Origin of the sequence: Malaciobacter halophilus (genome assembly GCF_002837275.1) — a bacterium.
GTDB lineage: Bacteria > Campylobacterota > Campylobacteria > Campylobacterales > Arcobacteraceae > Malaciobacter > Malaciobacter halophilus.
The window spans coordinates 1-25,907 of the sequence record NZ_NXIF01000003.1 but is presented as its reverse complement, the minus strand read 5'-3'; the positions used below and the strand labels follow the sequence as shown (position 1 = coordinate 25,907).

Here is a 25,907-nt window from a genome sequence, read left to right as displayed (position 1 = left end):
CCCTAAACTAGGTATTTGCAAAACGCTATTTTCTTGCTATTTTAAAGCTAAACTCATGCTATACTTTTTTTGTAGAATAATCTTTACAAAAAAAATAAAGGATAAACATGGCATATACAAAACCAACATTTAAAAAACAATATGAAAATTTTATTGGTGGAGAGTGGGTTGCTCCAAAAAGTGGTGAGTATTTTGATAATGTTTCACCAGTTGATGGAGAAGTACTTACAAAAATTCCAAGATCAAATGAAGAAGATGTTGAGCTTGCCGTAAGTGCTGCAAAAAAAGCTTTTGAAACATACAAAAAAACTTCTGTTATTGAAAGAAGTACTATGTTAAATAAAGTTGCAGATGCAATTGAAGCAAATTTAGAACAACTTGCAGTTGCAGAGACTTTAGATAATGGTAAAACAGTAAGAGAGACTCTAAATGCAGATATTCCTTTAGTAGTTGATCACTTTAGATATTTTGCTTCTGTTATTAGAGGTGAATCTGGAAGTGTATCTGATTTAGACCAAGATACAGTATCTCAAGAGATTTATGAGCCATATGGAGTTGTTGCACAAATTATTCCTTGGAACTTCCCTTTACTTATGGCAGCTTGGAAGTTAGCACCTGCATTAGCAGCTGGAAATTGTATTGTAATGAAACCAGCTAGTGCTACACCAATGTCAATTTTATTACTTATGGAAGTAATTCAAGATGCATTACCAAAAGGTGCAGTAAATATTATTAATGGTTCAGGTGGAAAAATTGGTAAATTTTTATCAACACATCCAGATGTTAAAAAAGTAGGATTTACTGGTGAAACTACAACTGGTCAGTTAATTATGCAATATGCAACTGAAAATATTATTCCTTCTACTTTAGAGTTAGGTGGAAAATCACCAAATATTTTCTTTGAATCAATTATGGATGCTGATGATGAATTCTTTGATAAAGCAATTGAAGGTCTAGTTTTATTTGCGTTTAACTCTGGTGAAGTTTGTACTTGTCCATCAAGAGCACTAATTCAAGAATCAATTTATGAACCTTTTATGAAAAGAGTTCTTGAAAGAGTAGAAAAAATTACTCAAGATAATCCATTAGACCCAAGTAATATGATGGGTGCTCAAGCTTCTACTTCTCAAAAAGAGAAAATTTTAGAGTATATTAAAATTGGTAAAGAAGAGGGTGCAGAACTATTAATTGGTGGAGAAGAGTATAAAAGTAAAACATTCCCTAATGGAAACTATATTAAACCAACAATTTTTAAAGGTCACAATAAAATGAGAATCTTCCAAGAAGAGATTTTTGGGCCAGTATTAGCTGTAACTACATTTAAAGATGAAGATGAAGCTTTAGAAATTGCAAATGATACAGTATATGGTTTAGGTTCAGGTGTTTGGTCAAGAGATGCACACCAATTACACAAAATGAGTAGAGGAATTGAAGCTGGTAGAGTATGGGTAAATTGCTATCATATGTATCCTTCACATGCTTCATTTGGTGGATATAAAAAATCAGGTATTGGTAGAGAAACTCATATGATGATGTTAAACTCATATAGACATACAAAAAATATCTTAACTTCTTATAGCAAAAATGCAATGGGATTTTTTTAATAGATATTATTCATAGGGATTTTCCCTATGAAATAAAGGAGAAATCATGGAAGTAAAAAGAGTTGATGTAACTCCAAAAGCTTGCGAGATTATTGAAAAACTTAAAAAAGAGCATGGAGAGCTTGTATTTAATCAAAGTGGTGGTTGTTGTGATGGAACAGCACCTATGTGCTATGCAAAAGATGATTTTTATGTTCCAAGTAGAAATGTAAAACTTGGAGAGATTTGTGGTTGTGAATTTTTTATGGATAGAGACCAGTTTGAGTATTTTAAACACTCACACATAACTATTGATGTTAAAAAAGAGACAGCCTTTGGTAACTCTTTTTCTTTAGAAATAGATTTAGGTTATCAGTTTTTAACCATATCAAGAATATTCACTGATGAAGAGTATAAAAATCTAAAACCTATTAATTAGTCTTTATTTGTATATAAATAAAGACTTAAATCTATCTCCCATTCCTGTTGGTTCTAATAAAATTTTTACTTTTTGAGTCTCTTTTAAATAAGTTTCATAAGAAACATGTTTTTTTAAAATAGATAAAAGCTTAGTGATTTCAAACTCTATTAGTCTATTTGCTTGGGTATTAAAATCAATACTTTTGCAACTACTAAAAAGTTCACTTAAGTAGTTAAAATGTACATCATAAGTAATATCACTATTTTTATATAAAGAGTTTAAATCTAAATTATCTTCAAAAATTGCATGTACTTTATGATTTTTATAAACCCTACAAGAAAAATCATTTCTAGGATATTTATCTCCATAATCAAAAGTTAAAAAGAAAAGTTTATGTATATTTTTTAAAAGAGTATCTATAAAAGTTTTATACTCTAAACAAACTTCACCTTTTTTTATATTATATTTTTTGCAATGTTTTATAAGATTTTCATCTTTGCAAGGTTCAAAATGAATTTTATTATTTTGAGTAAATGCTTGATATAAGTTATCATTTTTTGTATATACAAGCTCACAAGCAAAGGCGTCAAATATCTCATTTGCAACTACAAAAGCTTCTTTTGTTTTAAAACTTTTTATATCATCATAAAAAGTTAAATTAATTTCATCACCAAAACAGTCATAAAGATACTTTTTTTGTATTTTTTTTAGATTCTCAAATCTTTCAATAATTACGAAGTTTAAACTTTTTAAAAGTTGTGCATCAAAAGTATAAATAAACTGAATAATATCAGCTAATAAATATCCATGATGCGCACCAATCTCTACAATTGTTGCATCTTTTGAGAGTTTTTCTTGTTTTATTAAGCATAAAATCTTATTTGCAATGGCTCCACCAAAAAAACTACTTGTAGAAACAGAAGTGAAAAAATCACCTTCTTTTCCTATTTGTTTATATGTTGCATAATAGCCATCTTTTGCATATAGCCATGAGTTCATAAAGTCACTAAATTTTTTCATGTTATGATTTTATCTAAGTTTTGTTAGATTATTAATTATAGTGTTACTGCAATGTAATAGATTTTAGGTATAATACTACCAAGAAAAATAAATTATTAAAGGAGAAGCCCATGATAAAAAGAACTAAAATTTTAGCAACTTTAGGGCCAGCAAGTGATAGTGTTGAGGTAATTGAAGGGCTTATAAAAGCTGGTGCTAATATGTTTAGATTAAACTTTTCACATGGAGATCATGCATATCACTTACAGACTTTAAAAAATATAAAAACTGCTATGAAAAATTTAAACACAACTGTAGGTATATTACAAGACATCTCTGGACCAAAAGTAAGAATTGGAGATATAAAAGAGCCTTTTGAATTACACAGAGGTGATGTAATTACTTTTTTAAAAGAGGATATTCTAGGGTATAAAGAGAGCAATAAAAGTTATGTAGTATCTATTAACTATCCAGAACTTCTTGATAAAGTAAAAGAGGGTGAGTATATTTATTTATACGATGGAACAATTAGAGCAAAAGTAATTGAAACTGGAATTGAAATTAAAGCAAAAGTTGAAAACCATGGTACTTTAAGTTCAAGAAAAGGTGTAAACTTCCCAAATACAGTAATTGATATTGATGTAATTACTAAAAAAGATGAAGAAGATATTAAGTGGGGTGTTGAAAATAAAGTTGATTATTTTGCTATTTCTTTTGTACAAAATAAAAAAGATATGCAACACGCAAGAGAGTTATTAGGAAACTATAAGGGTAAATTAATTGCTAAAATTGAAAAATTTGATGCAGTAGAAAATATTGATGAGATTTTAGAAGCAAGTGATGGATTAATGGTTGCAAGGGGAGACTTAGGAATTGAAGTTCCTTATTATGAAGTACCAACTATTCAAAAAAATCTTATTAAAAAAGCAAACTTAGCTTGTAAACCTGTAATTACTGCAACACAAATGCTTTTATCTATGACTCATAATGAAAGAGCAACAAGAGCTGAAATTTCAGATGTTGCTAATGCAGTTTTAGATGGGACTGATGTAGTTATGTTAAGTGAAGAGAGTGCAGTAGGTGATGACCCTAGAAATGTAGTAAAAACTATGAGTAGTATTATTGCTAAAACAGAAGAGATTTATGCTTTTGATAAACAATCAAAGATGCATTATATAGATGAGTTTGATGTAATTCAATCAACTGTTACAAAATTAGCAGATGATATTAATGCTAAAGGTATTTTAGCTTTAACAAGCTCAGGACAATCAGCACTTAGAATGTCAAGATATAGACCAAGAACAAAAATTTATGCTTTTACTCATAAGAAGAAAGTATTAAGTTCTTTAACTGCTGCTTGGGGAATATATTCAATTGATACAATAAAAGAGTCACAAGCATCAAGAATGTTTCAAAAAATGTTAAAAACACTTGATTCAAAAGGTTTATTGGATAAAACTGGACCTTATGTTGCAACTGTTGGATATCCAGTTGGAATTCCAGGAAGTACAAATACAATAAAAATTTTAACTCAAAGTGAAATAGAGTACTATTTAAACCTACCAAATAAGAAGTAATTTTTACTTCTTATTTTAAACTAAACCTTGCTCAATCATTGCATCTGCAACTCTTCTAAATCCAGCAATATTTGCTCCTAAAACTAAGTTTGTTGGTTCACCAAATTCAGTTGCTGTTTGACTTGTTGTTTCATAAATATTTTTCATAATCTCTTCAAGTTTTGTTTCAACTTCTTCAAAACTCCAGTTTGTCATAGAAGCATTTTGTGCCATTTCTAATTGGCTAGTTGCAACACCTCCAGCATTTGCTGCCTTACCTGGGCCATACGCAATTTTTGATTCAATGAAAAGGTCAACAGCTTGAGGAGTAGATGGCATATTAGCACCTTCACTAACACAAATACATCCATTTGCTAATAAATTTTTTGCATCTTGAAGATTTAATTCATTTTGTGTAGCACTAGGAAATGCTGCAAAACATGGGATATTATAAACTGCATTTGTACCTTCTTCATACTCTTCAATAGGAGTATAAACAGCATTTGGTCTATATTTTTTATATTGTGTTAATCTTTCTCTTTTAACTTCTTTAATCTGCTTTAGTAGCTCTAAATCAATTCCTTCTTCGTCATAAATCATTCCTTTTGAATCACTACAAGTTACAGGAATTGCATTTAAGTGATATAGTTTTTCTATTGTATAAATAGCAACATTTCCGGAACCAGAAACTACACATCTTTTATTTTCTAAGCTTTCGCCTCTTGCTTCTAGCATATATTTAGCAAAATATACAGCACCATAACCAGTAGCTTGTGTTCTACCTAAAGAACCTCCCCAAAGAAGAGATTTTCCAGTTAAAACTCCTTCATATCTATTAGTCAATTTTTTATACATTCCAAACATATATCCAATTTCTCTTGCTCCAACTCCTATATCTCCGGCAGGAACATCAGTATTTGGTCCAATATGTCTATACAATTCACTCATAAAAGCTTGACAAAATCTCATGATTTCATTATCAGATTTTCCTTTAGGGTCAAAATCGCTTCCCCCTTTTCCTCCACCAATTTGTAATCCAGTTAAAGCATTTTTAAAAATTTGTTCAAAACCTAAAAACTTAATAACTCCCGCATTTACGCTTGGATGGAATCTTATTCCGCCTTTATATGGGCCAAGGGCTGAGTTGAACTCTATTCTAAAACCTTTATTTACTTGAATTTCTCCATTGTCATCTACCCAGTTAATTCTAAACATTATTTGTCTTTCTGGCTCGACAATTCTTTCAATAATTTTATGTTTTAAATATCTCGAATCTTTTTCAATTAGTGGTCTAAGTGATTCTAAAACCTCTTCTGCTGCTTGATAAAACTCAGTTTGAGAGGGACTTGACCTTTTTAAATAGTTAAATACATCATGTACGTATGGCATATATCTCCTTCTTTGTTAATAATATAAATAAAAAGTGTAATTAAAATTAAATTTTCTTTAATGTAGGGTATTAATTTTAACTAAATAAGTTTTAATTATGATAAAACTACTAGAAAATTGTTATCTAATAATAATTATGAGTAAAGAAGTAATATTATTATAAAGAGTTGAAAGGCTCAACTCTTGTGTTTTTATTGGATTCTTGCGTAAATATCAAGTAGTTCAATCTGTTTTTCTAGTTTAAATATATCTAATTCAAGCTCTTTTACTTTAGATGAATTATATAGTGTTTGAACATCACTTTTAGTTTTTAAACCAGCATTTTTTTCTTGAACAATAGTATCTAACAATGAGCTATAAAGTTTATAATCATCCTTTGTTATTTCAATCTTTTTTTCAATAGTATTAATCTTAGCTATTTTAGTTCTAAAATAGTTTTGTTCTTCTAAAATCTTATTTTTTAAAGCTAGTTTTGATTTTAAATAATCAATTTGTGTTGATTCAATATCATTAAAAGTTCTAACATCAAGTGGCATTGAAATAGATATACCAACATTGTGAACAGTATCATCATTCTCATTTGATGTGCTAGGAGAAAAATTATGATTTTTTGTATAATCAAAAGTAGCACTTACTGTTGGTAGATATTTTGATAAAGTCATACCTTTAAATTCGTATTTTGTCTGAATATCAGCTTTTGCTTTTGATAACTCAAGGTTTTTATTTAAAAACTCTTTTTTGCTTACAAGCTCAAAAGTTGGTAAGGAAAATAGTTTATAATCTTTACTTGCAAGATTATTAAAATTATTTATAAGTTCATTTTTTTGATATTGTAAATCTATTAAATTTTTTTTAGCAGTATTTGCATCTAAAATTGCATTATCTAAATATGAAGTATCTAAAAAGCCATTTAGTACTTGCTCTTTCTTTCTTGTTACATCTATTTGTGCATTTTTTACAACATAGTTAGCTTTTTTTATCTCTAATTCTATTTTATTTATATTAAATAATAATGTATAAGCATCTTTAATTAGGTTTTTTCTTTGTAGTTGTATATCTAAATTAGAGTATTTTTGTGTTGCATTTGCATATTTAATTGCTTTATAAATTCCACCACTTTTAAAAATAGGTTGGTCAACTCTAATTACACTTTTTTCTGAGTCTGTGTACTCTCCATCAATTTTTGTGTGAGATAAAGTAATTGGATTAATCCAATCTTTTTTTAATTTACTACTATCTTCAATTACTTTTTTTTCACTTAGTTCAAACTGTTTTAGCCTATCTTGGGATAAAATATTTTCATTTGCATTTACAAAAACTGGTAAAAGGCTACATAAAAGTAGACCTTTTTTAAGAGATTTGCTTAAGGGCATCTTCTAACCTTTTGAAACCTTCATCAATCTCTTCTTTTGAGATAGTAAGAACAGGTAAAAGTCTTAAGGTATTTTTTCCAGCTTTTAATACTAAAACACCATTTTCGAAAGCTTTAGAAACTATTGAAGCTAAAGTTTGTTCATCTTTTACTCTAAGACCTCTCATCAGCCCTAAACCAACACTTTGTAAAAATAGGTTTGGATATTTTTCATAAATATCATTTAGTTTTTGTTCAAAATATATAATAGCCTCATCAAGTTTACCACTTACTTTATAATCTTCTAATATCTTTACAACTTCAAGCCCAGCAGTTGTACTTAAGTAATTCCCACCAAAAGTTGAACCATGGTCACCTGGTTCTAAAATATTTTTATGTTTTGTAACAACAGCTCCAATAGGTACACCACCAGCAAGACCTTTTGCTAAAGTGATAATATCTGGTTCAATTCCATAAAGGTTTGAAGCTAAAAATTCTCCTGTTCTATAAATACCAGTTTGTACTTCATCTACAATTAGTAAAATTTTATTCTCTTTTAGAAATTTTGCTAACTCTTGAATATCTTTTTTATCAAAGGGTTGAACTCCACCTTCTCCTTGTACTAACTCAATCATAACTGCAACTGTTTCATCATCAATTGAATTATAAATATCATCAATAGTATTGTCATATGAAAAACCATCTGGATATGGAGCAAAGAAAGGTGCATGAAATTTATCTTGACCTGTTGCTTTTACTGTTGTAATTGTTCTACCATGAAATGAGTGTTCAAGTGTAATAACTTTAAATCTTTTCTTTTCAAAGTTTTTTTCACCATATTTTCTTGCTATTTTAATAGCGCCTTCATTTGCTTCTGCACCACTATTTGCAAAAAAAGTAGCAACATTAAAACCACTTAATTTCGAGATTTGTTCAGCAAGTTTTGCTTGAGGTTCTATTGCATATATATTTGAAATGTGTGTAATATTGCTAACTTGTTTATAAATAGCATCTGCTACTTGCTTATTACCATGTCCCACTGATACTACACCAATACCAGAAGTAAAATCAATATAATCTTTTCCTTCTTCATCAAATAGTGTAGCATTAATACCTTTTTTAAAATTTATATAATTTTTTGAATATGTATTTAACACATAATCTTTATCAAGATTTTTTAACTCTTTTGACATTTCTTTCCCTGTTTTATAACGTTAAAAAAGATTATATCCAATTTTATTGAACAAAATGTTAATCACAAAAAAATAAAATAAGGATTTAAAAAGATATTTTTAATTGCCTTAGGTTATAATTTGCAAAAAAGTTAAAAATGTTGAAAAAAGAGAATATTAAAGAAAAATTAAATAGATTTGGCTCATCTAATGAGCCATTTTTTTTTATGCTATCTTATGATTTATCAAAGTGTGAAATACACAAATTAGACAAGTTACCTAATTATATTAATTTTAAATTGACAAAAAAGAGTGATATAAAAAGTTTTGAGAATAGTTATTTAGAAAAATTTCCTGTTGATTATAATAGCTATAAACAAGCTTTTGACTTAATACAAGAACACATAAAAAAAGGAAATTCATATCTTTTAAACTTAACATTTAAAACAAAAATCAATACAAAATTAAGTTTAGATGAGATTTTTCAAAAAGCCCAAGCAAGATTTAAATTAAAATATAAAGATGAGTTTGTATGTTTTTCTCCTGAAAAGTTTATTGAAATAAAAAAAGATAAAATCTATACATATCCTATGAAAGGTACTATTGATGCAAAAATATTAAATGCACAAGCTAAGATATTAGCAGATGCAAAAGAGATGGCTGAGCATACAATGGTTGTAGATTTACTTAGAAATGATTTATCTATTGTATCCTCAAAAGTTAGAGTAAACAAGTTTAGATACTGTGAGAAAATAAATGCAGGAGAAAAGCAGTTACTACAAGTAAGTTCAAAGATAAGTGGAGAGTTAAAAAGTGATTGGAATAACAATATTGGAGATATATTAACTTCAATACTGCCAGCAGGCTCAATTACAGGGACTCCTAAAAAGAAGACAGTTGAAATTTTAAACAGCGTTGAAACTTACGATAGAGGCTATTATACAGGGATAGCTGGTATATATGATAAAAAAACTCTTTACAGCTTTGTTTTGATTAGATTTATTCAAAAAGAGAATAGCAACTATTTTTATAAAAGTGGAGGAGGGATTACTTGTGATTCTAATATAGATTTAGAGTATAAAGAACTTCAAGATAAAATCTATATCCCTTCATAAGAAAAACTGTAATTATTCTGTAACTATTATATTGTAAAATCCTTGTAATTTTTATTTAAGAATTAAATATGTTACAGGAGACATATATGAAAACAAAAGTTTTTATAATAGAGTATGCAGTAGGGAGCGATAAAGGTTTTGATGGATTTAGGCCAGATACAAAACCTATTTTACATGAGATAGAAAAAGCTACATCTTATGAAACTGAAGTTGTATTTTATGTACCAAATAAAAAAGATAAACTCTTTGAATATTTAAAACAAAATGCATTTGCAGTTATTAGTAGAATTAATCCAGGTAATTTAAAAGAGATTGATGAATATTTTCAATTTTTGTCAAAATTAAGTAAACATAATATAGAAGTTTATACTCATCCAGATGTTATGATAAATCTTGATTTTAAAGATATTCTTTTTAAATTAAAAGATAGTTATCTTGGAGAAAAAAGTACTAAGTTTTATCAAAAGTATGATGAGTTTCAAAGAGATTTTCCCCAAGTTTTAAAAAAAGAAAAAATTAGAGTTTTAAAAACTAATTATGGTTCAACAGGGGAGGGAGTCTATTTAGTTTGTTTAAATGAAGATGGAACAGTTACTTGTACTGAAGCTGTAAACAATGAAAAAGAAAAATTTAATTGTTTAGATGATTTTATTATTGATTTTTCTTGGAAGTTTGAACAAGAAGATGAAAATGCAGTATATTTTAAAAACAAAAAAGGGTTTGTTTCTTGTAAGTATTTAAAAAGAATAAATGAAGGTGAAATTAGAGTATTACTTGTAAAAGATAAACCTATTAGTGTTGTTCATAAAAAGCCACAAGAAGGAGAGTTCTCAGCAACACTTTTTTCTGGTGCTAAATATAAATATGAATCTGCAACTGAATCTAAGTGGGAACATGTAATAAATTTGACTTTAAAGGGCTTGAAGGATTTAAAACCTTATTGTCAAAATGAAGATTTCCCTATTTTATGGACTATGGATTATATTTTAGATTATGATGAAAATCAAAATGATATTTATGTATTAAGCGAAGTTAATTGCTCTTGTGTAGGTATTACTACACAGTTACAATATGCTAAAGAGCTTGCAAAAGTATTTAAAAAAGATACAATTTTAGAAAATTTAGATAGTAAACTAATGGCACAAGCAGTAAGTTAATCTACTTACTGCTATGAAGTTTTAAGAAATTAACTACTTCAGGAATAGTATATCTATTTTCAATAACATTATGTTTTGTTTTAGGAAGTAAAACTACTTTTGCATTTTTAAACTCTAATAGTGCCATAGCACAGTGACCGTTGTTATTATTTTGTTCATAAACAGAGTATTTCCCAAAATACTGGTCATGGGTACCAATAATATTTAAAAATGGGTCTTTTTTTCTTGCACCAATTTTAAAATCACGACTATAATATCCATTTTCACAAGCATATGCTGCAACAATTCTTCCTTTAAACTCTTTTCCTTTGTATTGTGCTGCTGCTAATGCTCCTTCACTACTACCCATTAAAAAGATATTTTTTAAATCAATAAACTCAAACTCTTGAAGTTTTTTTATATTATAAAAAATTTCAGCTACTCTTACTTTATGAACTTGCTCATAATTTTGAGTTTTTGTAGGTGTTTTATATGTAGGTCTATTTTTTAATTTATATGAGTTTGGTGCAAAAAATATAAACCCCTCTTTTAATACAGCATCTTTATATTTTTTTCCATATGCAAGACCAATAGAACCATGCATATAAAATAGAACAGGGTATGTTTTTTTACTTTTTAAATTTTTAAATTTTTTTTTAAATTTTTTAATACTTAAAAACATAGGTTCTTTAATTCCTTCAAAACCTTTAGGTAATCCTATGTAACCTTGTTTATAAGTGTCTTCAAAATTATCATATTTTTTTATTGTCTTTTTTATTTCTACCATTTTTAGTTATCCTAAAAAAATTTTGGTTATTATAACAAAAGAAAAAAAGTCAAGGATTAAACCAATAAAAAATGAATAATTTAGAGTTTTTTGAAACAATAAAATGCCATGAATATGAAGTATATAATTTAGAGTATCATAATAAAAGAGTAGCAAGTACTATTGCAAAAAATATTGATTTAAGTGAGTATATTTATCCTATTAATGATAAATTATTAAGATGTAAAGTAGTTTATAATAGTGATGAGATTTTAAATATAAACTATTATGAATACAAAAAAAAAGAGATAAAAAGTTTTAAAATAATACATAACAATGATATTAACTATTGTAAAAAATATCTAAATAGAGATGAGATTAATAAGCTATTTGAAAAAAAGCAGTCTTGTGATGAGATACTTATTTTTAAAAATTCATTATTAACAGATACTTCAATTGCAAACGTAGCAATTTTTTTAGATAATATATGGCTAACTCCTAAAAAACCTCTTTTATATGGCACTACTAGACAAAGATATATTGATAGTGGTTTTTTAAAACAAGCAGATATTACTTTAGAAATGTTAAAAAGATGTAAAAAAATAGCCCTATTAAATGCAATGATTGATTTTGATATTTTAGAAGATTATTCGTTGTTTTCATAAACTCTTTTTAAAATATTTTCCCATTTATTCTCTTTCCCCCAATTGATTTTTACTTTTTTATAAATTTTTTTATTTTTTAGTATATAAGCTTCTTTTTCATTAAAAATAAACTTTGGTTTTAACTTAGGTCTTTTATTAAAAGGAACTACTTTAAAACTCAAATTATCTAAAACTAAAGGCATTGAGTTTTTATTTTTAATATATAATAAAATCATGTGATAATTAGTAGCATTTTTAACTTTTACAACTGCAAGAAATAATTTATTTTTTTCTATTCCTAAACTTAAAAGAGTAAAATATTTAGCAATTGCATAATCTTCACAATCACCTCTTCCTTCAATCAAAAACTCTTTTGGTGTTGCCCAATAATCATCAACTTTATATTTTGTGTCATCATTTACTGGAAGAATTTTGTTATAAAAACTATTTGTATAAGATAATTTTTTTATTGTATTAAAATCTTTTGCTTTATCAAGTAATCTTTTATACTTTACTAATCTAGCAGAGATTTGCGAAGCATTTGTACTTTTTAAAATATTTTCATACTCTTCTTGTGAAAGAGTAATATTTTTGGCTTGTAATGTTAAAAATGATATAAGAATAAGTGAAATTATCTGTTTCATAAGTTATAATAACAAGTTAATTTATAAAAAAGGATAAACTCTTATGATTAGTGATATCATAGAACAAGAAAGTTATAAAGAGTTAATAGACTCACAAATAAAAGATATTATAGAGTATTTAATAGATAATAGTGAAGAGTTTGCTATAACTGCAAATTTAGAAGCTATGGAATTTACACCTGAATTACCACAAAATATCAAGTCACAGTTATCAAAATTTTCATTATATGTTTTAGCAAACTATACATATACTACAATTGAAATTATAGATGATAATAAACTAACATTTGAAGCAGGTTTTGGTAGTGAAAACTTTGGTTCAAAAGTTACTTTACCACTTCACTCTATTTTTCAAATAATAATTGATGATGCAATTTTATATTTAAACCCTTTAGCTACAGTAGATAAATTTAATACAAGTTCAAAAGAAAAATCACTTAACGTTTTTAAAAATAATCCAAAAAATAAAAATCTTATTAAATAATGAAATACGAAAAAGAGCTTAAAAAAGCTTTTTCTATTTCTATTCCTGTATTAATGGGATATATAGTTTTAGGATTTGCTTTTGGTTTATTATTGACAAGTTTTAATTATGCTTGGTATTTAGCACCTATTATGTCTATTTTTATTTATGCAGGAGCTTTGCAATTTGTAGCTATTAATTTTTTTAATGCAAAAGCTGGACTTGTAGATATTGCAATTGCTTCTTGGTTTGTAAACATAAGACAATCTTTTTATGGCTTGTCTTTATTAAAAAGATTTAAAAATAGTGGTAAATTAAAACCTTTTTTGATATTTGGATTAACTGATGAAACTTATGCTTTATTAACAACTATTAAAGATGATGAGAGTTTAAGTAAGAAACATTATTATTTATTTCTAGGGTTATTAAATCAATTATATTGGATAATAGGTTGTACAAGTGGGGCTTTAGTTGGCTCATATGTTGAGTTTGATACAGCAGGATTAGAGTTTTCATTAACTGCACTATTTGTTGTGCTTTGTATAGAGCAATATAAAAGTTTAAAAAATATTTATCCTTTTTTAATTGGAGCTTTATCTTCCATATTTGCATTGATTTTTATACCAAGTGATAAGATGTTAATTGTATCAATTATTATAGCTTTAATTATGATGTTTTTCTTTAGAAAAAGGATTGAAAAATGAGTGGAATAGAGTTATATTTAGCAATTGCAGTAATGGCTGTGGTAAACTATTTTACAAGAGTTTTCCCTTTTATATTTTTTATAAGAAAAGAGCCACCTAAGGCAATTGTATTTGTTGAGAGATTTTTCCCTCCTATTATTATGATGATATTAATAGTTTATACATTAAAAGATATAGAGTTTTCACATTATCCATATGGATTAAAAGAGATTTTATCAGTATTTGCAACAGCTATTTTGCATCTTACTATAAAAAACTATCTTATCTCTATTTTTGGAGGAACAATCTTTTATATGGCACTTGTTCAGTATGTATAATCTTCTGGTACTTCTTCATCCCAAAGTATTGATACTCCATACTCTTCATGGGGTATTACATACTTAAAATACTCTTTAGTACCCTTTCTTCCATGTAGTCTAATTATTGTTTGTTTATCTTTAAGAAGCCTTTTCATTTCATTTTCAGAAAAACTTTTTTTATTCCATCTTAAAAAAGCATTTGAATAGACTCTAAATCTACAAGTTGAGTCAGAAGTAAAAACATATGAATCACTTTCATCATACTCTTTTTTTGCATTTTCACAGCTATAAAGTTTGATTTTTTTGCCTTGTGCAGTTATTTTTTTAGAGATTACATTTGCATTGCAATATGGACAATTTCCTAAAATCATAATTTGCTCCTAAAAAAGAAAAAAAGTGATTGTTTGTATAAGTTTAGCAAGGGCAAAGCCCTTTTGCTAGTTAATAGGTGAGAATCTAAATAGTGCGCTTCCCCAAGTAAGACCAGCACCAAAGGCATCAAAAAGTACAGTTTCACCTTTTTTGATTTTTCCTTGTTCGTATGCATAGTTCATAGCCATTGGAATTGAAGCAGCAGATGTATTTCCATATTTATCAACCGTAACTACAATTTGTTCTTCATCTAAGCCTAAAGAGTCACCAACTGATTTTATAATTCTATAATTTGCTTGATGTGGGATAAAATGATTAATATCATTGCTTGTTAGATTATGTTTTTCTAGCATTTTTTTAACATCTGAAGTAAGTGTTTTTACTGCTAATTTGAAAGTTTCATTACCTTTCATTTTTATACAAGCCATTTTATTATCTAAAACTTCTTGTGAGCAAGGGTGTTTACTTCCACCACCTGGAGTTTTAATTAAATCATCATAATTTCCATCACTTGAACAACTAACATCTATAATTGCTTCATTTTTATCTTCAGTAGCAGATATAATTGCTGCACCTGCACCATCACCAAAAATAAAACATGTTGTTCTATCTGTATAATCTAAAATTGAAGAGTACGTTTCAGCACCAATTATTAAGACATTTTTTTTCATTCCAGATTCAATAAATGCTTTTGCAACAGAAAGTGCATAAACAAAACCAGTACAAGCTGCACTAATATCATAAGCCATTACAGGTGGTAAGTCTAATTTTGATGCGATTAAGCATGCAGTTGAAGGCATACATAAATAATCAGGTGTAACTGTTGCACAGATTACTAAGTCAATATCTTCTTTTGCTATTCCTGCTCTATCAATTGCAACTTGAGCAGCTCTTGCACCTAAATCAGAAGAAGCTTCATTCTCTTCAGATAGTCTTCTTTGTTTTATTCCTGTTCTTTTTGTGATCCATTCATCACTTGTATCAATGATTTTTTCAAAATCTTGGTTTGTCATAATCTTTGGTGGTATATATGCACCAACAGACCTAAAAGCTGCGTAAGCCATTCACAAAATCCTTAATTTATTGGTTGTACTTATTTATTCTATCTTCAATGTTATAGTTTAAGTTAGAACTTGCTGCGGTAATTGCTTGAAAAATTGCATTTTTAACTGCTTTTGCATTTGATTTACCATGTGCAATAATAACAGGAGCTTTTACACCTAATAGTGGAGCACCACCATATTCAGCATAATCAACTCTTACTTTTAAGTTTTTAAATACTTTTCTCATTAAAACTGCACCAGCAATAGAAATAAGTGATCGTTTTAGATTTTTCTTAATAATTGCTCCAATGGTATCTGCAACCCCTTCTGCAGTTTTAAGTAAAATATTACCTATAAAACCATCGCAAACAACAACATCTACATTACCTTTAAAGATATCGCTTCCTTCTACATTCCCAGCAAAATTAGGAATATTTCTCATTAGTTTGTAAGCCTCTTTAGTAACTTCATTTCCTTTACTTTTCTCTTCACCATTACTTAATAAACCAACTATTGGTTCATCTCTTTTAAGTACATCTTGAGCATATACTTGTCCCATAACGGCAAATTCGTAAAGATTTTTAGCATCACAATCTACATTTGCACCAACATCTAAAACTAAAGTGTTTTGATTTTCACTAGTTGGCATTAAAGTTGCAATTGCAGGTCTTGAAATACCTTTAATTCTTCCAATTCTAAGCGTTGCAAGTGACATTGAAGCACCTGAATGTCCTGCTGAAACAACAGCATCAGCTTCTTTGTTTTTTACTAATTCAATCGCTTTGTATATTGTAGAATCTTTTCTTTTAAGTGCATCAGTTGCACTATCTGTCATAGAGATAACATCGTGTGTATCAAGTATCTCTACTCTACTTAAAAAGTTACTAGGTATAAGGTTAAGTAGTTCATCTTTTTTACCTACAGCTATAGCTGTAAAGTTAGTGTTGCTTCTAAGCGCAGCAACAAGTCCATCAACAATGGGCTCAGGACCAAAGTCCCCTCCCATCGCATCAATAGCTATTTTAATCATTAGCTTTTGTATTCACCCGTATTTGGGTTAACAGTATGAGGCATCTTCCAAGTTCCATCACTATCTTTAACTGGTCTTTTTAAAGTTATCTTATAATGAGTTCTTCTTTTAGCTGCTCTTGTATGAGATACTCTTCTCTTAGGTACTGCCATAATTTATCTCCTTAAAATTCTTTTTCTATTTCTTCGTTGTCATCTAAACAACTTGTACAAATATGGTAATCACTTTCAAGTGATGAAAGCTCACTTTCACAAATTTCGTCAAAGTCAATTATACCATTTTCTACTTCGATAATTAAATCATCAGATTCATTACCTTTAAATATACCATCACTTAACAGAAAATTTAGTTTTTCATCTAAGTTAATGTTCTCTTCTTCGCCACATCTAATGCACTGTACAGAAGTAAATCCTGTTAGTGACGCATCAACTTTGATTAGAGTTGGCGACATTTTACAAAAAGTACCCTCTAATTTTACTGAAGCAAAATCATTACTAAACTCTTTTGGAGTTGTAGGTACTTTCCTAAACTCTATTTCCATAGACTATTTTAACTTCTTAACAGATTTCTCTATCAGAGAAGAAAAATTTAATTTCATTAGCTGCATTTTCTAATGAATCAGAACCGTGAACTGCATTTGCATCAATTGAATCAGCAAAATCAGCTCTAATTGTTCCAGCTGCTGCTTCTTTAGGGTTTGTTGCACCCATTAATTCTCTATTTTTAGCCATTGCATTTTCACCTTCTAAAACAGAAACTACAACTGGTCCAGAAATCATGAATTCTACTAACTCTCCAAAGAAAGGTCTTTCAGCGTGAACTGCATAAAAAGCTTCAGCATCTGCTTTGCTTAATTGTACTTTTTTTGTTGCAGCAATTCTTAATCCAGCAGACTCAAATCTGTCTAAAATTTTTCCAACAACGTTCTTTGCAACTGCATCAGGTTTGATGATTGATAATGTTTGTTCCATAAAGTATATTCCTCTACTAATTTTATTAAGTCGCGGATTATACCTAAAAAATAAAAAAAAGGCAAGTAGAATAAAATCTACTCGCCTTTTTAATAAAAAATTACTAGTATATTAATTAGTATATTTAAAAATTAGTCTTCAACTACTGGAGTTCCAGCTTGACCTCTATCTGGGCTTTCTACAGAACCTACACCTGGTTCATCCCAAACAATACATCCTTCTGTAGGACATGCATCTGCACATGCAGGAGAATCATGATGATCTACACACTCAACACATTTATCAGAATATACATAATAAATATCTTCACCTGTTGGATTTTCATCATTGTCTACAATTGCTTCTACAGGACACTCATCTAAACAAGCATCACAACTAATACAGATGTCAGTAATTTTAACTGCCATGTTAATCTCCTTGGAAAATTTTAGAAACTTTATCACACTATTAATAAATGTATGTTTAAATATTGCTTATATATTCATACTGTTTTATAATAATTATCTAAAAATATAAGATTATTTTATAAGCTTTTTTATCTCTTCAATTTTATTAGTTTTTTCCCATGGTAAATCTAAATCATCTCTACCAAAATGCCCATAACAAGCAGTTTGCTTGTAAATTGGTCTAAGTAAATCTAACTGCTTAATTATTCCTTCAACAGATAAGTCAAAACAGCTATTTATAATTTCCAAAATTTTATTCTCTTCTATTTTATTAGAATTATAAGTATTTATCATAATTGATACTGGTTGGCTAACTCCAATAGCATAAGATAGTTGCACCATGATTTTATCACACACTTCACTAGCAACTAAGTTTTTAGCTATATATCTTGCCATATAAGCAGCACTTCTATCTACTTTTGTGGGGTCTTTACCTGAAAATGCACCACCACCATGTGGACAACTTCCCCCATAGCTATCAACAATAATTTTTCTTCCTGTTAAACCTGCATCTGCTTGCGGTCCTCCAATAACAAATCTACCTGTTGGATTTATATGATAAACAACATCTTTATGTAGTAACTGTTCAGGAATAACTTCTTTAATTACCTCTTCAATAATATCTTCTTTTAATAATTTTAAATCAATAGTATCAGAATGTTGAGCTGAGATAACAATAGTTGTCACTTTTGTTGGTTTATTATTTATATATTCAACTGTTACTTGAGCTTTCCCATCAGGTCTTAAATATGGAAGAATACCTTTTTTTCTAACTTCAGTTAATCTTTTTGTTAATTTATGTGCTAATTGAATTGGTAAAGGCATTAACTCTTTTGTTTCGTTACAAGCATAACCAAACATCATACCTTGGTCTCCTGCTCCTAACTCTCCACTTTTTTTATCTACACCAACTGAAATATCTATGCTTTGTTCTGCAATTGCATTTAATACGCCTGCACTTCTGTAATCTAATCCAAAGGCTGAATCTGTATATCCTATTTCTCGAATTACATCCCTTGCTATTTCTTGAATTGGAGCATATGCTAAGGTCTTTAGCTCACCTGCAATTAAACAAAGACCATTTGTCAAAAGAGTTTCACAAGCTACTCTAGCATTTTTATCCTCTTTTAAAATATAGTCTAATATAGCATCTGATATTTGGTCAGCAATCTTATCTGGATGTCCTTGTGTTACTGATTCACTAGTAAATAAATAATTATTTGTCATTCTCTTCCTTATGGAAAAATATTATTAAAAAGTAAGATTTATCTTAAATAAAAAACCTAACTAAAAACTAATGTTTATTTTTAGAAAAATATTATATAATTACACAACTTAATTTAATTAAAAAGGAAATCACATGTTAGTAACTAAAAAAGCTCCAGATTTCACAGCAAATGCTGTACTTGCAGATGGACAAATTGTTGAAGATTTTAATCTTTATGATAATATCGGAGAGAATGGTGCAGTACTATTCTTTTATCCATTAGATTTTACATTTGTTTGTCCTTCAGAAATTATTGCATTTTCTAAAAGAGTAGATGAGTTTAAAGAAAGAGGTATCAATGTAATTGGTGTTTCTGTTGACTCACAATTCTCTCACTTTGCATGGAGAGAAACTGCTGTTGAAAATGGTGGTATTGGAAGAATTAAATACCCACTAGTAGCTGACTTAAGCAAGCAAATTGCTAGAGATTATGATGTATTATTTGATGAGTCAGTTGCATTAAGAGGATCTTTTTTAATTGATAAAGATGGAACAGTAAGACATGCAGTTATTAACGACTTACCATTAGGAAGAAATATTGATGAAATGATTAGAATGGTTGATACAATGTTATTTACTAATGAACATGGTGAAGTTTGTCCTGCAGGATGGAACAAAGGTGATGAAGGTATGAAACCAGATACTAACGGTGTTGCTGATTATCTTGCAAAAAATGAAGGTAATTTATAATATTTAAAACCTTTAAAACCTAAAGAAGCACCATTTTATGGTGCTTCTTTTCTTTAATTGACTTTTTTTCAAATAAAGACTACAATTACACAACTTAAATTTTAAACTAAAAAACTTCAAAAACTACATAACTTTATGTATATCGAAATTAAAAGGTTAAATAAACTTATGGAAGAGTCAAAAACTCAATCTAAAACAAAAAGTCCCAAGAGTAATGGGAATTCTAGTAGAAAAACTAGAACTCATATTCCTGTTGAAGGGCACACAATAGAGAAATTAAGAGAGTATCCATTACAGGATCTTCTTAAAATTGCAAAAGAATTAAAAGTAGAAAATCCACAAGAGCTAAAAAGACAGGATTTAATGTTTTCGATTTTAAAAAACCAAATCGATGCAGGTGGATTTGTTTTATTCACAGGTATTTTAGAAATAAAAGAGGGTGGATTTGGTTTTTTAAGAGCAATAGATGGAAACTTCTCTGATACTTCAAGTGATTCTTATGTATCTGCTACACAAATTAGAAAATTTGCATTAAGAACTGGTGATATCGTAACTGGACAAGTAAGACCTCCAAACAAAGACAGTGAAAAATATTATGCTTTATTAAAAATTGAAGCTATTAACTACTTACCTGTAAATGAATCAAAAAATAGACCATTATTTGATAACTTAACTCCTTTATATTCAACTGAAAGATTTAAATTTGAGTATAACTCAAATAAAATGACAGGAAGAATACTTGATCTTTTTGCTCCAATGGGTAAAGGTCAAAGAAGTTTAATTGTTGCACCTCCAAAAACAGGTAAAACAGAGTTATTAAAAGAGTTAGCTCATGGTATAACTAGAAATCATCCAGAAACTAATCTAATGGTTTTATTAATTGATGAAAGACCAGAAGAAGTTACTGATATGCAAAGAAGTGTTAAAGGAGAAGTATATTCTTCAACTTTTGACTTACCTGCACATAACCATGTAAGAGTTGCTGAAATAGTTATTGAAAAAGCAAAAAGACTTGTAGAGATGAAAAAAGATGTTGTTATTCTACTTGATTCTATTACAAGATTAGCACGTGCTTATAATACTGTAACTCCAAGTTCAGGTAAAGTACTTTCAGGTGGGGTTGATGCAAATGCATTACATAAACCAAAAAGATTTTTTGGGGCTGCTAGAAACATAGAAGAGGGTGGTTCTTTAACTATTATCTCAACTGCACTTATTGAAACTGGTTCAAAAATGGATGAAGTAATTTTTGAAGAGTTTAAAGGAACTGGTAACAGTGAAGTTGTATTAAGTAGAAATGCTTCAAACAGAAGAGTTTATCCAGCTTTAGATATTATTAAATCTGGAACAAGAAAAGAAGAGTTATTATTAACTCCTGAAGTTCTTCAAAGAACATGGATATTAAGAAATGCAATTTCACAAATGGATGAAGTTGAAGCTTTAAAATTCTTATATTCAAAAATGCAAAGAACAAAAGATAATGAAGAGTTTTTTAACTCTATGAATGAGTAGTAAACTTTTAATTTTAAACAAACAGACCTTTAAAGGTCTATTTGTTACTTAAGGCAATTAATCCATTTGCCAAATATATTTTCCATGCAAAATAATCATGCCCTCCAATAAACTCTTCATATGTTAAATCATAATTTTTTGCAATTAATACAGTTCTAAAATGTCTGTTTGTTTCTAAAATATCTAAAGGTAAAAAGCCTGTTTCATAAGTTCCAGCATTTAAATAAAACTTAATATCTTTTTTCTTAACTTTTGAGAACTCTTTTGTTAGCCATTGTGCTTCATCTTTATTTTTAGGTGCCCACCAGTATGAACCTGATTGACTCAATACTTTTCCAAAAAAATCAGGATATAAAAATGCTATATATGATGAAGCTAATCCTCCATAGCTAGAACCTGTTATAATTGTATTTGAAGATTTGTGAGTAAATTTAACTTTTGTTTGTATAAAAGGAAATAACTCTTTTACCATAAATTTTGCAAACTTTTTATTTGGAGGTAATTCTTCACTTCTTGACTTTTTTGAAGCATTATTAATAAAAATAGCAATTGTAGGTTTTATCATATTGTTTGCAATTAAGTTATCTAAGATTAATGTAGTATTGATTTTGTTTTGATAATTTTCTCCATCAAAAACAAAAAGTATATCATGCTCTTTTTTATAATTATAATTGTGTGGTTTATAAATAGTAATATCTCTACTATTATTTAATATTTTGCTTTTAAGATTATATGTGCTAGTTTTTCCTTTTTTATTTCCTTCTTCTACTCCCCAATCCTTAATTTTATCATCTTTTATAAAAAAAGTTGACAAAGTATGATATTTATCCATATTTTTTTCTTTAGTATAAATATAAGGAGTTTTATTAAAAGGATCAATTGTTGCATTTGATATTAAAGCCATTTTTTGAGTAAATCTTGGGGCATCAAGTTTAGGAATATCTGTGGCAATTTGATATGACATTCTAATTCCCTTTTTTACGATAAAGCTTTTATACCATATGTCACTATTTTTATATCTAATAAAATCTGTATAATCAGCTGTAGGTCCACCTATTAATTTAACATTATAGTTTAATCCTTTGTGTAGAAAAGTTAAAATATATTCATCTGCTTTTAAATGCTCTATTAGTGGAGTTCCTCTTTTTTTAACTTTTTCCCAAAAGGCTTTACTATTTTTTGTTTTTTCTATATTTTTTAGTTCTTGTTTTAAAAAAGCACTTATAATTTTATTTTGAGGCTTTATCTCTTTTTGATGATGAAAAATCTTATCTATTTTTAGTTTAAGTCTATTTTGTTTATTTCTATTTTTTATTTTTAAATAATATTTTCCTGTATAATTAGCCACAAAGTAAAAATTACCTTGTGGCTTTTTATTTATCATCAATGATTTTATTAAAACTCTATTTTTATCTAAAAGTTCAAGAGTTTCAAAACTTGATGTGGCTTTAAAACTTCCTATTATAAAACTTCTTTTTTGTAGATTTAATTGATACAAATTTTCACTATTATAGTTTAGTATTTCATCTACTTTAAAAGAGTTTGCAAAAGAAAAACTATATAAAAAAATAGAAAAAAGCTTAAAAAGAGTTTTAAAATTTATACTCAAGTGCAGCTCCTATTACTCTTGGAGAACCAACTGTTGTTCTATTTGTTTCAACTTTATAGATTACTTCTTCATCAGTAAGATTATTTACATATGTTCTAAATGTAAAATCTTTATATGTATAGCTTGCATGTAAATTAACTAATGTATATCCATCTAACTTTTGAGTATTTTCATTATCTGAGTAATAATCATCTGTAAAACTTACATTACCACCCCATTCAAGATTATTATGTATTTTATGATTAAAGCCTAAGTTTGCACTATAAGTAGGTGTTGTTGATAGTTCATTTCCTTCTAATTCTTTAGCTTCTTTTACACTATTACTTATTTTTGTTTTTAAAAATCCAATAGCAGCAAAGATATTAAATTTGTCTGTTATTTGTGCATCTATTTGAGTTTCTAAACCATAACTTTCAACTTTTGAAAGGTTTCTAAATCTATTTGCAGCATCTGCTTGGAAACCATCAAAATCATTGTAAAATATATTTGAACTTAGATTAATTTTTTTATCATTTAGATATGTTCTATAAGTTAATTCATATGAATTAACTTCTTCTTTATCATATTCATAATATTTTAAGTCATCCCAATCTAATGAACCACCACCTTGGTTATAACCTTTTTGTGCAACTAAACTAATCATAGATTCAGTTGAAGGTTTATATGCTAAACCAATTTTTGGTAAAAATATTGTTTCATCAATATCTTTTTTTAAATTTGCACCCCAAGATACTGAATCTCTTTTTTGATTCTCTTTTTCTAATCTTGCACCTAATAATAAATCAAAACTATTATTTAAAGCAATAGTATTATCTGTATAAAATGAAATAGATTTAATTTCATCATTACCTAAATGTAAAGGAAAGTATGATGGTTTTGGTAAGTGTGCATCTATATCTTGCTCTCTATCATAATAGTAAACTCCTGCAACACCTTTTATAAATGGTTTTTTGTATATTAATTTACTTTCAAATGTTTTACTTTTCTCATTAACAAAAACTTTTAAAGGACTTGGCACTTGAGTTATTTCACTATTATAATCTTTAAATGAAAGTTGCGTTTGTAAGCTTATATCATCATTTATAATATAATCAATATTTGTAATATATGTTTTATCTTTTGAATCGTGATATCTTGAGTTTGTTCTATTTGCTTTACTTGCTTCAAATACATAATCTTTTGGATTTGTTACAAAATTTAAATACCCACCTTCAGCTTCTCTATGATTTAACGTAAATTTTAAAGATAAATTTTCCATTGATTTTGGAAGATAAAGTAGTTTTGCTCTAAGATTTGTATTTGTTGATTCATTTAATCTATCATTATTTTTAAAATTTTTATATTTAATATATCCATCACCACTATTTCTATCAACTGCTAATCTAAAAGCTAATTGATCTTCAATTAATGGTCCAGAAATTACAGCAGCTAATTGATTTTTACTCTCTTGATTTTCAAAAGCAGTTTTAATTTTACCCTCAAAATCAAAGCTTGGATCTTTTGTTTTCATTATTATAGAACCACCAATTGAGTTTCTTCCTTGAGTAGTAGATTGAGTACCTTTTAACACTTCAATTTGTTCTAAATCCCATAATTCCCCACTAATATAATTAACTCCAATCCATGTATTATTAACTCCATCTATTATTGTATTTACTCTTGGTCTTGCACCTGCCATTAAACTTTTTGTTCCTTTTGAAACCCCAGTAGAGTCTATACCTCTAATATTTGGAACACCTAAATCACTTAAAACTACATTTGGTAATTGTTCAACAATATTCTCAATTTTTTTATAATTACCTATATTTATTGTTTTTTCATCAAATACTGATATAGCAGTTGTAGTTTCAAGAAGTGTTTTATCTATCTTTTCACCAGTTACTGTTATTTCTCCATAAGAGATTTCTTCTTTTGGCTCTATTTTTTCTTTTGCATATATGCTACTTGTTAATAAAGTAATAGCACAAAAAGACAAAATAATTTTTTTATTGTGATTCATTTAACTCTCCTTTAAAATGATATTGAGTATCATAACTGAAAAGAATGATAATAAAATTACGAGAATAAAAAAAATGACAAAAATTCCAAATATTTTAAAAAAAGATATAGAAATTTTAATTGTAGAAGATGAAACGATATTAGCAATGGGTATAAAACTTACTTTAAATGAGTTTGGTTATAGTGTTTGTGGTATAGAAACAAGTGCAGATGATGCAATACAGCATGTAAAAAAACAAAAACCAGATTTAATTTTTATGGATATTCACCTAAAAGATAACTCTTCAGGAATAAAAGCAGCTAAGTATATTTGGCAATACTATAAAATTCCCATTATCTTTTTAACCTCTTATACTGATGATAAAACAATCAAAGAAGCAATGCAAAGTGAACCATATGGCTATTTAGTCAAACCATATAAAGATAAAGAGTTAGAAGTAACAATTCAAACGGCACTAAATAAACATAACTATTTTTTTAAACATAAAAGTAATTTAGATAAAGAAAAAAAACATATTTTTAAATTTGAAAATGAAATTATTTATGATAAAACAAAAGCAGTTGTAACTAAACAAAGTAACTATTTAAAATTAACAGGAAATGAGACAAGACTTTTAGAGATTTTAAGTGATACTCCTACTCAACCAGTGCCTTTTGAAAAAATACAGAATTATATTTATAGGGATGAAATTAATGATATAGGTAGATTAAGAGCATTAATATATAG

Annotated in this window: 28 protein-coding genes; 12 read left to right on the top strand and 16 right to left on the bottom strand. The window is 27.9% G+C overall.

Going from position 1 to position 25,907, the window contains the following annotated elements; all coding sequences use genetic code 11:
* Positions 1-107 precede the first annotated feature (107 nt).
* Both CP960_RS00610 and CP960_RS00605 read left to right on the top strand, forming a co-directional pair.
* The gene (locus CP960_RS00610; RefSeq protein WP_101183247.1) at positions 108-1,604 is read left to right on the top strand and encodes an aldehyde dehydrogenase family protein; all 1,497 of its coding nucleotides are present in this window, start codon (positions 108-110) and stop codon (positions 1,602-1,604) included.
* A 46-nt stretch (positions 1,605-1,650) separates the two neighbouring features.
* The gene (locus CP960_RS00605) at positions 1,651-2,022 is read left to right on the top strand and encodes a DUF779 domain-containing protein (RefSeq protein WP_101183246.1); all 372 of its coding nucleotides are present in this window, start codon (positions 1,651-1,653) and stop codon (positions 2,020-2,022) included.
* Positions 2,023-2,025: 3 nt separating this feature from the next.
* Here the strand turns inward: CP960_RS00605 and CP960_RS00600 are convergent, their stop codons facing one another.
* Complete coding sequence (locus CP960_RS00600) at positions 2,026-3,003, bottom strand: SAM-dependent methyltransferase (RefSeq protein WP_228151966.1); 978 nt, start codon at positions 3,001-3,003, stop codon at positions 2,026-2,028.
* 131 nt (positions 3,004-3,134) lie between these two features.
* Here CP960_RS00600 and pyk point away from each other — a divergent pair, with 131 nt between their 5' ends.
* Positions 3,135-4,580, top strand: coding sequence for a pyruvate kinase (pyk, locus tag CP960_RS00595; protein WP_101183244.1), 1,446 nt, complete (start codon positions 3,135-3,137; stop codon positions 4,578-4,580).
* 15 nt (positions 4,581-4,595) lie between these two features.
* On the opposite strand, the gene gdhA is transcribed toward pyk, so the two are convergent.
* The 3 genes from gdhA to CP960_RS00580 form a co-directional block, all read right to left on the bottom strand.
* The gene (gene gdhA, locus CP960_RS00590; protein ID WP_101183243.1) at positions 4,596-5,948 is read right to left on the bottom strand and encodes an NADP-specific glutamate dehydrogenase; all 1,353 of its coding nucleotides are present in this window, start codon (positions 5,946-5,948) and stop codon (positions 4,596-4,598) included.
* A gap of 191 nt (positions 5,949-6,139) precedes the next feature.
* Positions 6,140-7,321: a TolC family protein gene (locus CP960_RS00585; RefSeq protein WP_101183242.1), complete on the bottom strand. Its 1,182-nt coding sequence runs from the start codon at positions 7,319-7,321 to the stop codon at positions 6,140-6,142.
* Positions 7,299-8,492 carry an aspartate aminotransferase family protein gene (locus tag CP960_RS00580; protein ID WP_101183241.1) on the bottom strand — a complete coding sequence of 398 codons (1,194 nt, stop codon included), beginning with the start codon at positions 8,490-8,492 and terminating at the stop codon, positions 7,299-7,301. The genes CP960_RS00585 and CP960_RS00580 overlap by 23 nt, the downstream gene beginning before the upstream one ends.
* Before the next feature lie 140 nt (positions 8,493-8,632).
* Here CP960_RS00580 and CP960_RS00575 point away from each other — a divergent pair, with 140 nt between their 5' ends.
* Both CP960_RS00575 and CP960_RS00570 read left to right on the top strand, forming a co-directional pair.
* A complete protein-coding gene (locus tag CP960_RS00575; RefSeq protein WP_191321670.1) occupies positions 8,633-9,586 on the top strand; it encodes an aminodeoxychorismate synthase component I in 954 nt (317 codons plus the stop codon).
* 86 nt (positions 9,587-9,672) lie between these two features.
* Positions 9,673-10,743: a Cj0069 family protein gene (locus tag CP960_RS00570; RefSeq protein ID WP_162919099.1), complete on the top strand. Its 1,071-nt coding sequence runs from the start codon at positions 9,673-9,675 to the stop codon at positions 10,741-10,743.
* Between the two features lies 1 nt (position 10,744).
* Here the strand turns inward: CP960_RS00570 and CP960_RS00565 are convergent, their stop codons facing one another.
* On the bottom strand, positions 10,745-11,509 hold the full coding sequence (locus tag CP960_RS00565) for a dienelactone hydrolase family protein (RefSeq protein WP_101183238.1): 765 nt from the start codon (positions 11,507-11,509) through the stop codon (positions 10,745-10,747).
* A gap of 71 nt (positions 11,510-11,580) precedes the next feature.
* Here CP960_RS00565 and CP960_RS00560 point away from each other — a divergent pair, with 71 nt between their 5' ends.
* Positions 11,581-12,153 carry an aminotransferase class IV gene (locus tag CP960_RS00560; protein ID WP_101183237.1) on the top strand — a complete coding sequence of 191 codons (573 nt, stop codon included), beginning with the start codon at positions 11,581-11,583 and terminating at the stop codon, positions 12,151-12,153.
* Here the strand turns inward: CP960_RS00560 and CP960_RS00555 are convergent.
* Positions 12,135-12,776, bottom strand: coding sequence for a transglutaminase-like cysteine peptidase (locus CP960_RS00555; protein WP_101183236.1), 642 nt, complete (start codon positions 12,774-12,776; stop codon positions 12,135-12,137). The genes CP960_RS00560 and CP960_RS00555 overlap by 19 nt on opposite strands.
* 43 nt (positions 12,777-12,819) lie before the next feature.
* Here CP960_RS00555 and CP960_RS00550 point away from each other — a divergent pair, with 43 nt between their 5' ends.
* The 3 genes from CP960_RS00550 to CP960_RS00540 are packed head-to-tail and all read left to right on the top strand — an operon-like array spanning position 12,820 to position 14,260.
* Positions 12,820-13,260, top strand: coding sequence for a hypothetical protein (locus CP960_RS00550; RefSeq protein WP_101183235.1), 441 nt, complete (start codon positions 12,820-12,822; stop codon positions 13,258-13,260).
* On the top strand, positions 13,260-13,943 hold the full coding sequence (locus tag CP960_RS00545) for an AzlC family ABC transporter permease (protein WP_101183234.1): 684 nt from the start codon (positions 13,260-13,262) through the stop codon (positions 13,941-13,943). Before CP960_RS00550 ends, CP960_RS00545 begins: the two co-directional genes overlap by 1 nt.
* A complete protein-coding gene (locus tag CP960_RS00540) occupies positions 13,940-14,260 on the top strand; it encodes a branched-chain amino acid transporter permease (RefSeq protein WP_101183233.1) in 321 nt (106 codons plus the stop codon). The genes CP960_RS00545 and CP960_RS00540 overlap by 4 nt, the downstream gene beginning before the upstream one ends.
* On the opposite strand, the gene CP960_RS00535 is transcribed toward CP960_RS00540, so the two are convergent.
* From CP960_RS00535 to metK, 8 genes are all read right to left on the bottom strand, one after another.
* Entirely contained in the window at positions 14,248-14,613 is a 366-nt protein-coding gene (locus tag CP960_RS00535) for a hypothetical protein (protein WP_101183232.1), read from the bottom strand. The two genes, CP960_RS00540 and CP960_RS00535, sit on opposite strands and share 13 nt — an antisense overlap.
* Before the next feature lie 66 nt (positions 14,614-14,679).
* Complete coding sequence (locus CP960_RS00530; RefSeq protein WP_101183231.1) at positions 14,680-15,678, bottom strand: beta-ketoacyl-ACP synthase III; 999 nt, start codon at positions 15,676-15,678, stop codon at positions 14,680-14,682.
* Positions 15,679-15,694: 16 nt separating this feature from the next.
* Positions 15,695-16,687 (bottom strand): phosphate acyltransferase PlsX, encoded by a 993-nt coding sequence (gene plsX, locus CP960_RS00525; RefSeq protein ID WP_101183230.1) that lies wholly within the window; start codon positions 16,685-16,687, stop codon positions 15,695-15,697.
* A complete protein-coding gene (gene rpmF / locus CP960_RS00520) occupies positions 16,687-16,839 on the bottom strand; it encodes a 50S ribosomal protein L32 (RefSeq protein ID WP_101183229.1) in 153 nt (50 codons plus the stop codon). Before rpmF ends, plsX begins: the two co-directional genes overlap by 1 nt.
* A gap of 11 nt (positions 16,840-16,850) precedes the next feature.
* Entirely contained in the window at positions 16,851-17,138 is a 288-nt protein-coding gene (locus tag CP960_RS00515) for a hypothetical protein (protein ID WP_228151965.1), read from the bottom strand.
* A gap of 106 nt (positions 17,139-17,244) precedes the next feature.
* On the bottom strand, positions 17,245-17,658 hold the full coding sequence (gene ndk / locus CP960_RS00510; RefSeq protein ID WP_101183227.1) for a nucleoside-diphosphate kinase: 414 nt from the start codon (positions 17,656-17,658) through the stop codon (positions 17,245-17,247).
* A 131-nt stretch (positions 17,659-17,789) separates the two neighbouring features.
* Positions 17,790-18,065 carry an NADH-quinone oxidoreductase subunit I gene (locus tag CP960_RS00505; RefSeq protein WP_101183226.1) on the bottom strand — a complete coding sequence of 92 codons (276 nt, stop codon included), beginning with the start codon at positions 18,063-18,065 and terminating at the stop codon, positions 17,790-17,792.
* A gap of 111 nt (positions 18,066-18,176) precedes the next feature.
* Complete coding sequence (gene metK / locus CP960_RS00500; protein ID WP_101183225.1) at positions 18,177-19,331, bottom strand: methionine adenosyltransferase; 1,155 nt, start codon at positions 19,329-19,331, stop codon at positions 18,177-18,179.
* Between the two features lie 133 nt (positions 19,332-19,464).
* On the opposite strand from metK, the gene CP960_RS00495 reads away from it, so the two are divergent.
* Both CP960_RS00495 and rho read left to right on the top strand, forming a co-directional pair.
* The gene (locus CP960_RS00495; RefSeq protein WP_101183224.1) at positions 19,465-20,061 is read left to right on the top strand and encodes a peroxiredoxin; all 597 of its coding nucleotides are present in this window, start codon (positions 19,465-19,467) and stop codon (positions 20,059-20,061) included.
* 168 nt (positions 20,062-20,229) lie between these two features.
* Positions 20,230-21,573, top strand: a complete 1,344-nt coding sequence (gene rho / locus CP960_RS00490) for a transcription termination factor Rho (protein WP_101183223.1) — start codon at positions 20,230-20,232, stop codon at positions 21,571-21,573.
* A 37-nt stretch (positions 21,574-21,610) separates the two neighbouring features.
* Here rho and CP960_RS00485 read toward each other — a convergent pair whose 3' ends face one another.
* Both CP960_RS00485 and CP960_RS00480 read right to left on the bottom strand, forming a co-directional pair.
* Positions 21,611-23,182, bottom strand: a complete 1,572-nt coding sequence (locus tag CP960_RS00485) for an alpha/beta hydrolase (protein ID WP_101183222.1) — start codon at positions 23,180-23,182, stop codon at positions 21,611-21,613.
* On the bottom strand, positions 23,166-25,181 hold the full coding sequence (locus CP960_RS00480; protein WP_101183221.1) for a TonB-dependent receptor: 2,016 nt from the start codon (positions 25,179-25,181) through the stop codon (positions 23,166-23,168). Before CP960_RS00480 ends, CP960_RS00485 begins: the two co-directional genes overlap by 17 nt.
* A 73-nt stretch (positions 25,182-25,254) precedes the next feature.
* Here CP960_RS00480 and CP960_RS00475 point away from each other — a divergent pair.
* Positions 25,255-25,907, top strand: a 653-nt coding sequence (locus CP960_RS00475) for a response regulator (protein WP_101183220.1), incomplete at its 3' end; no start/stop codon positions are given.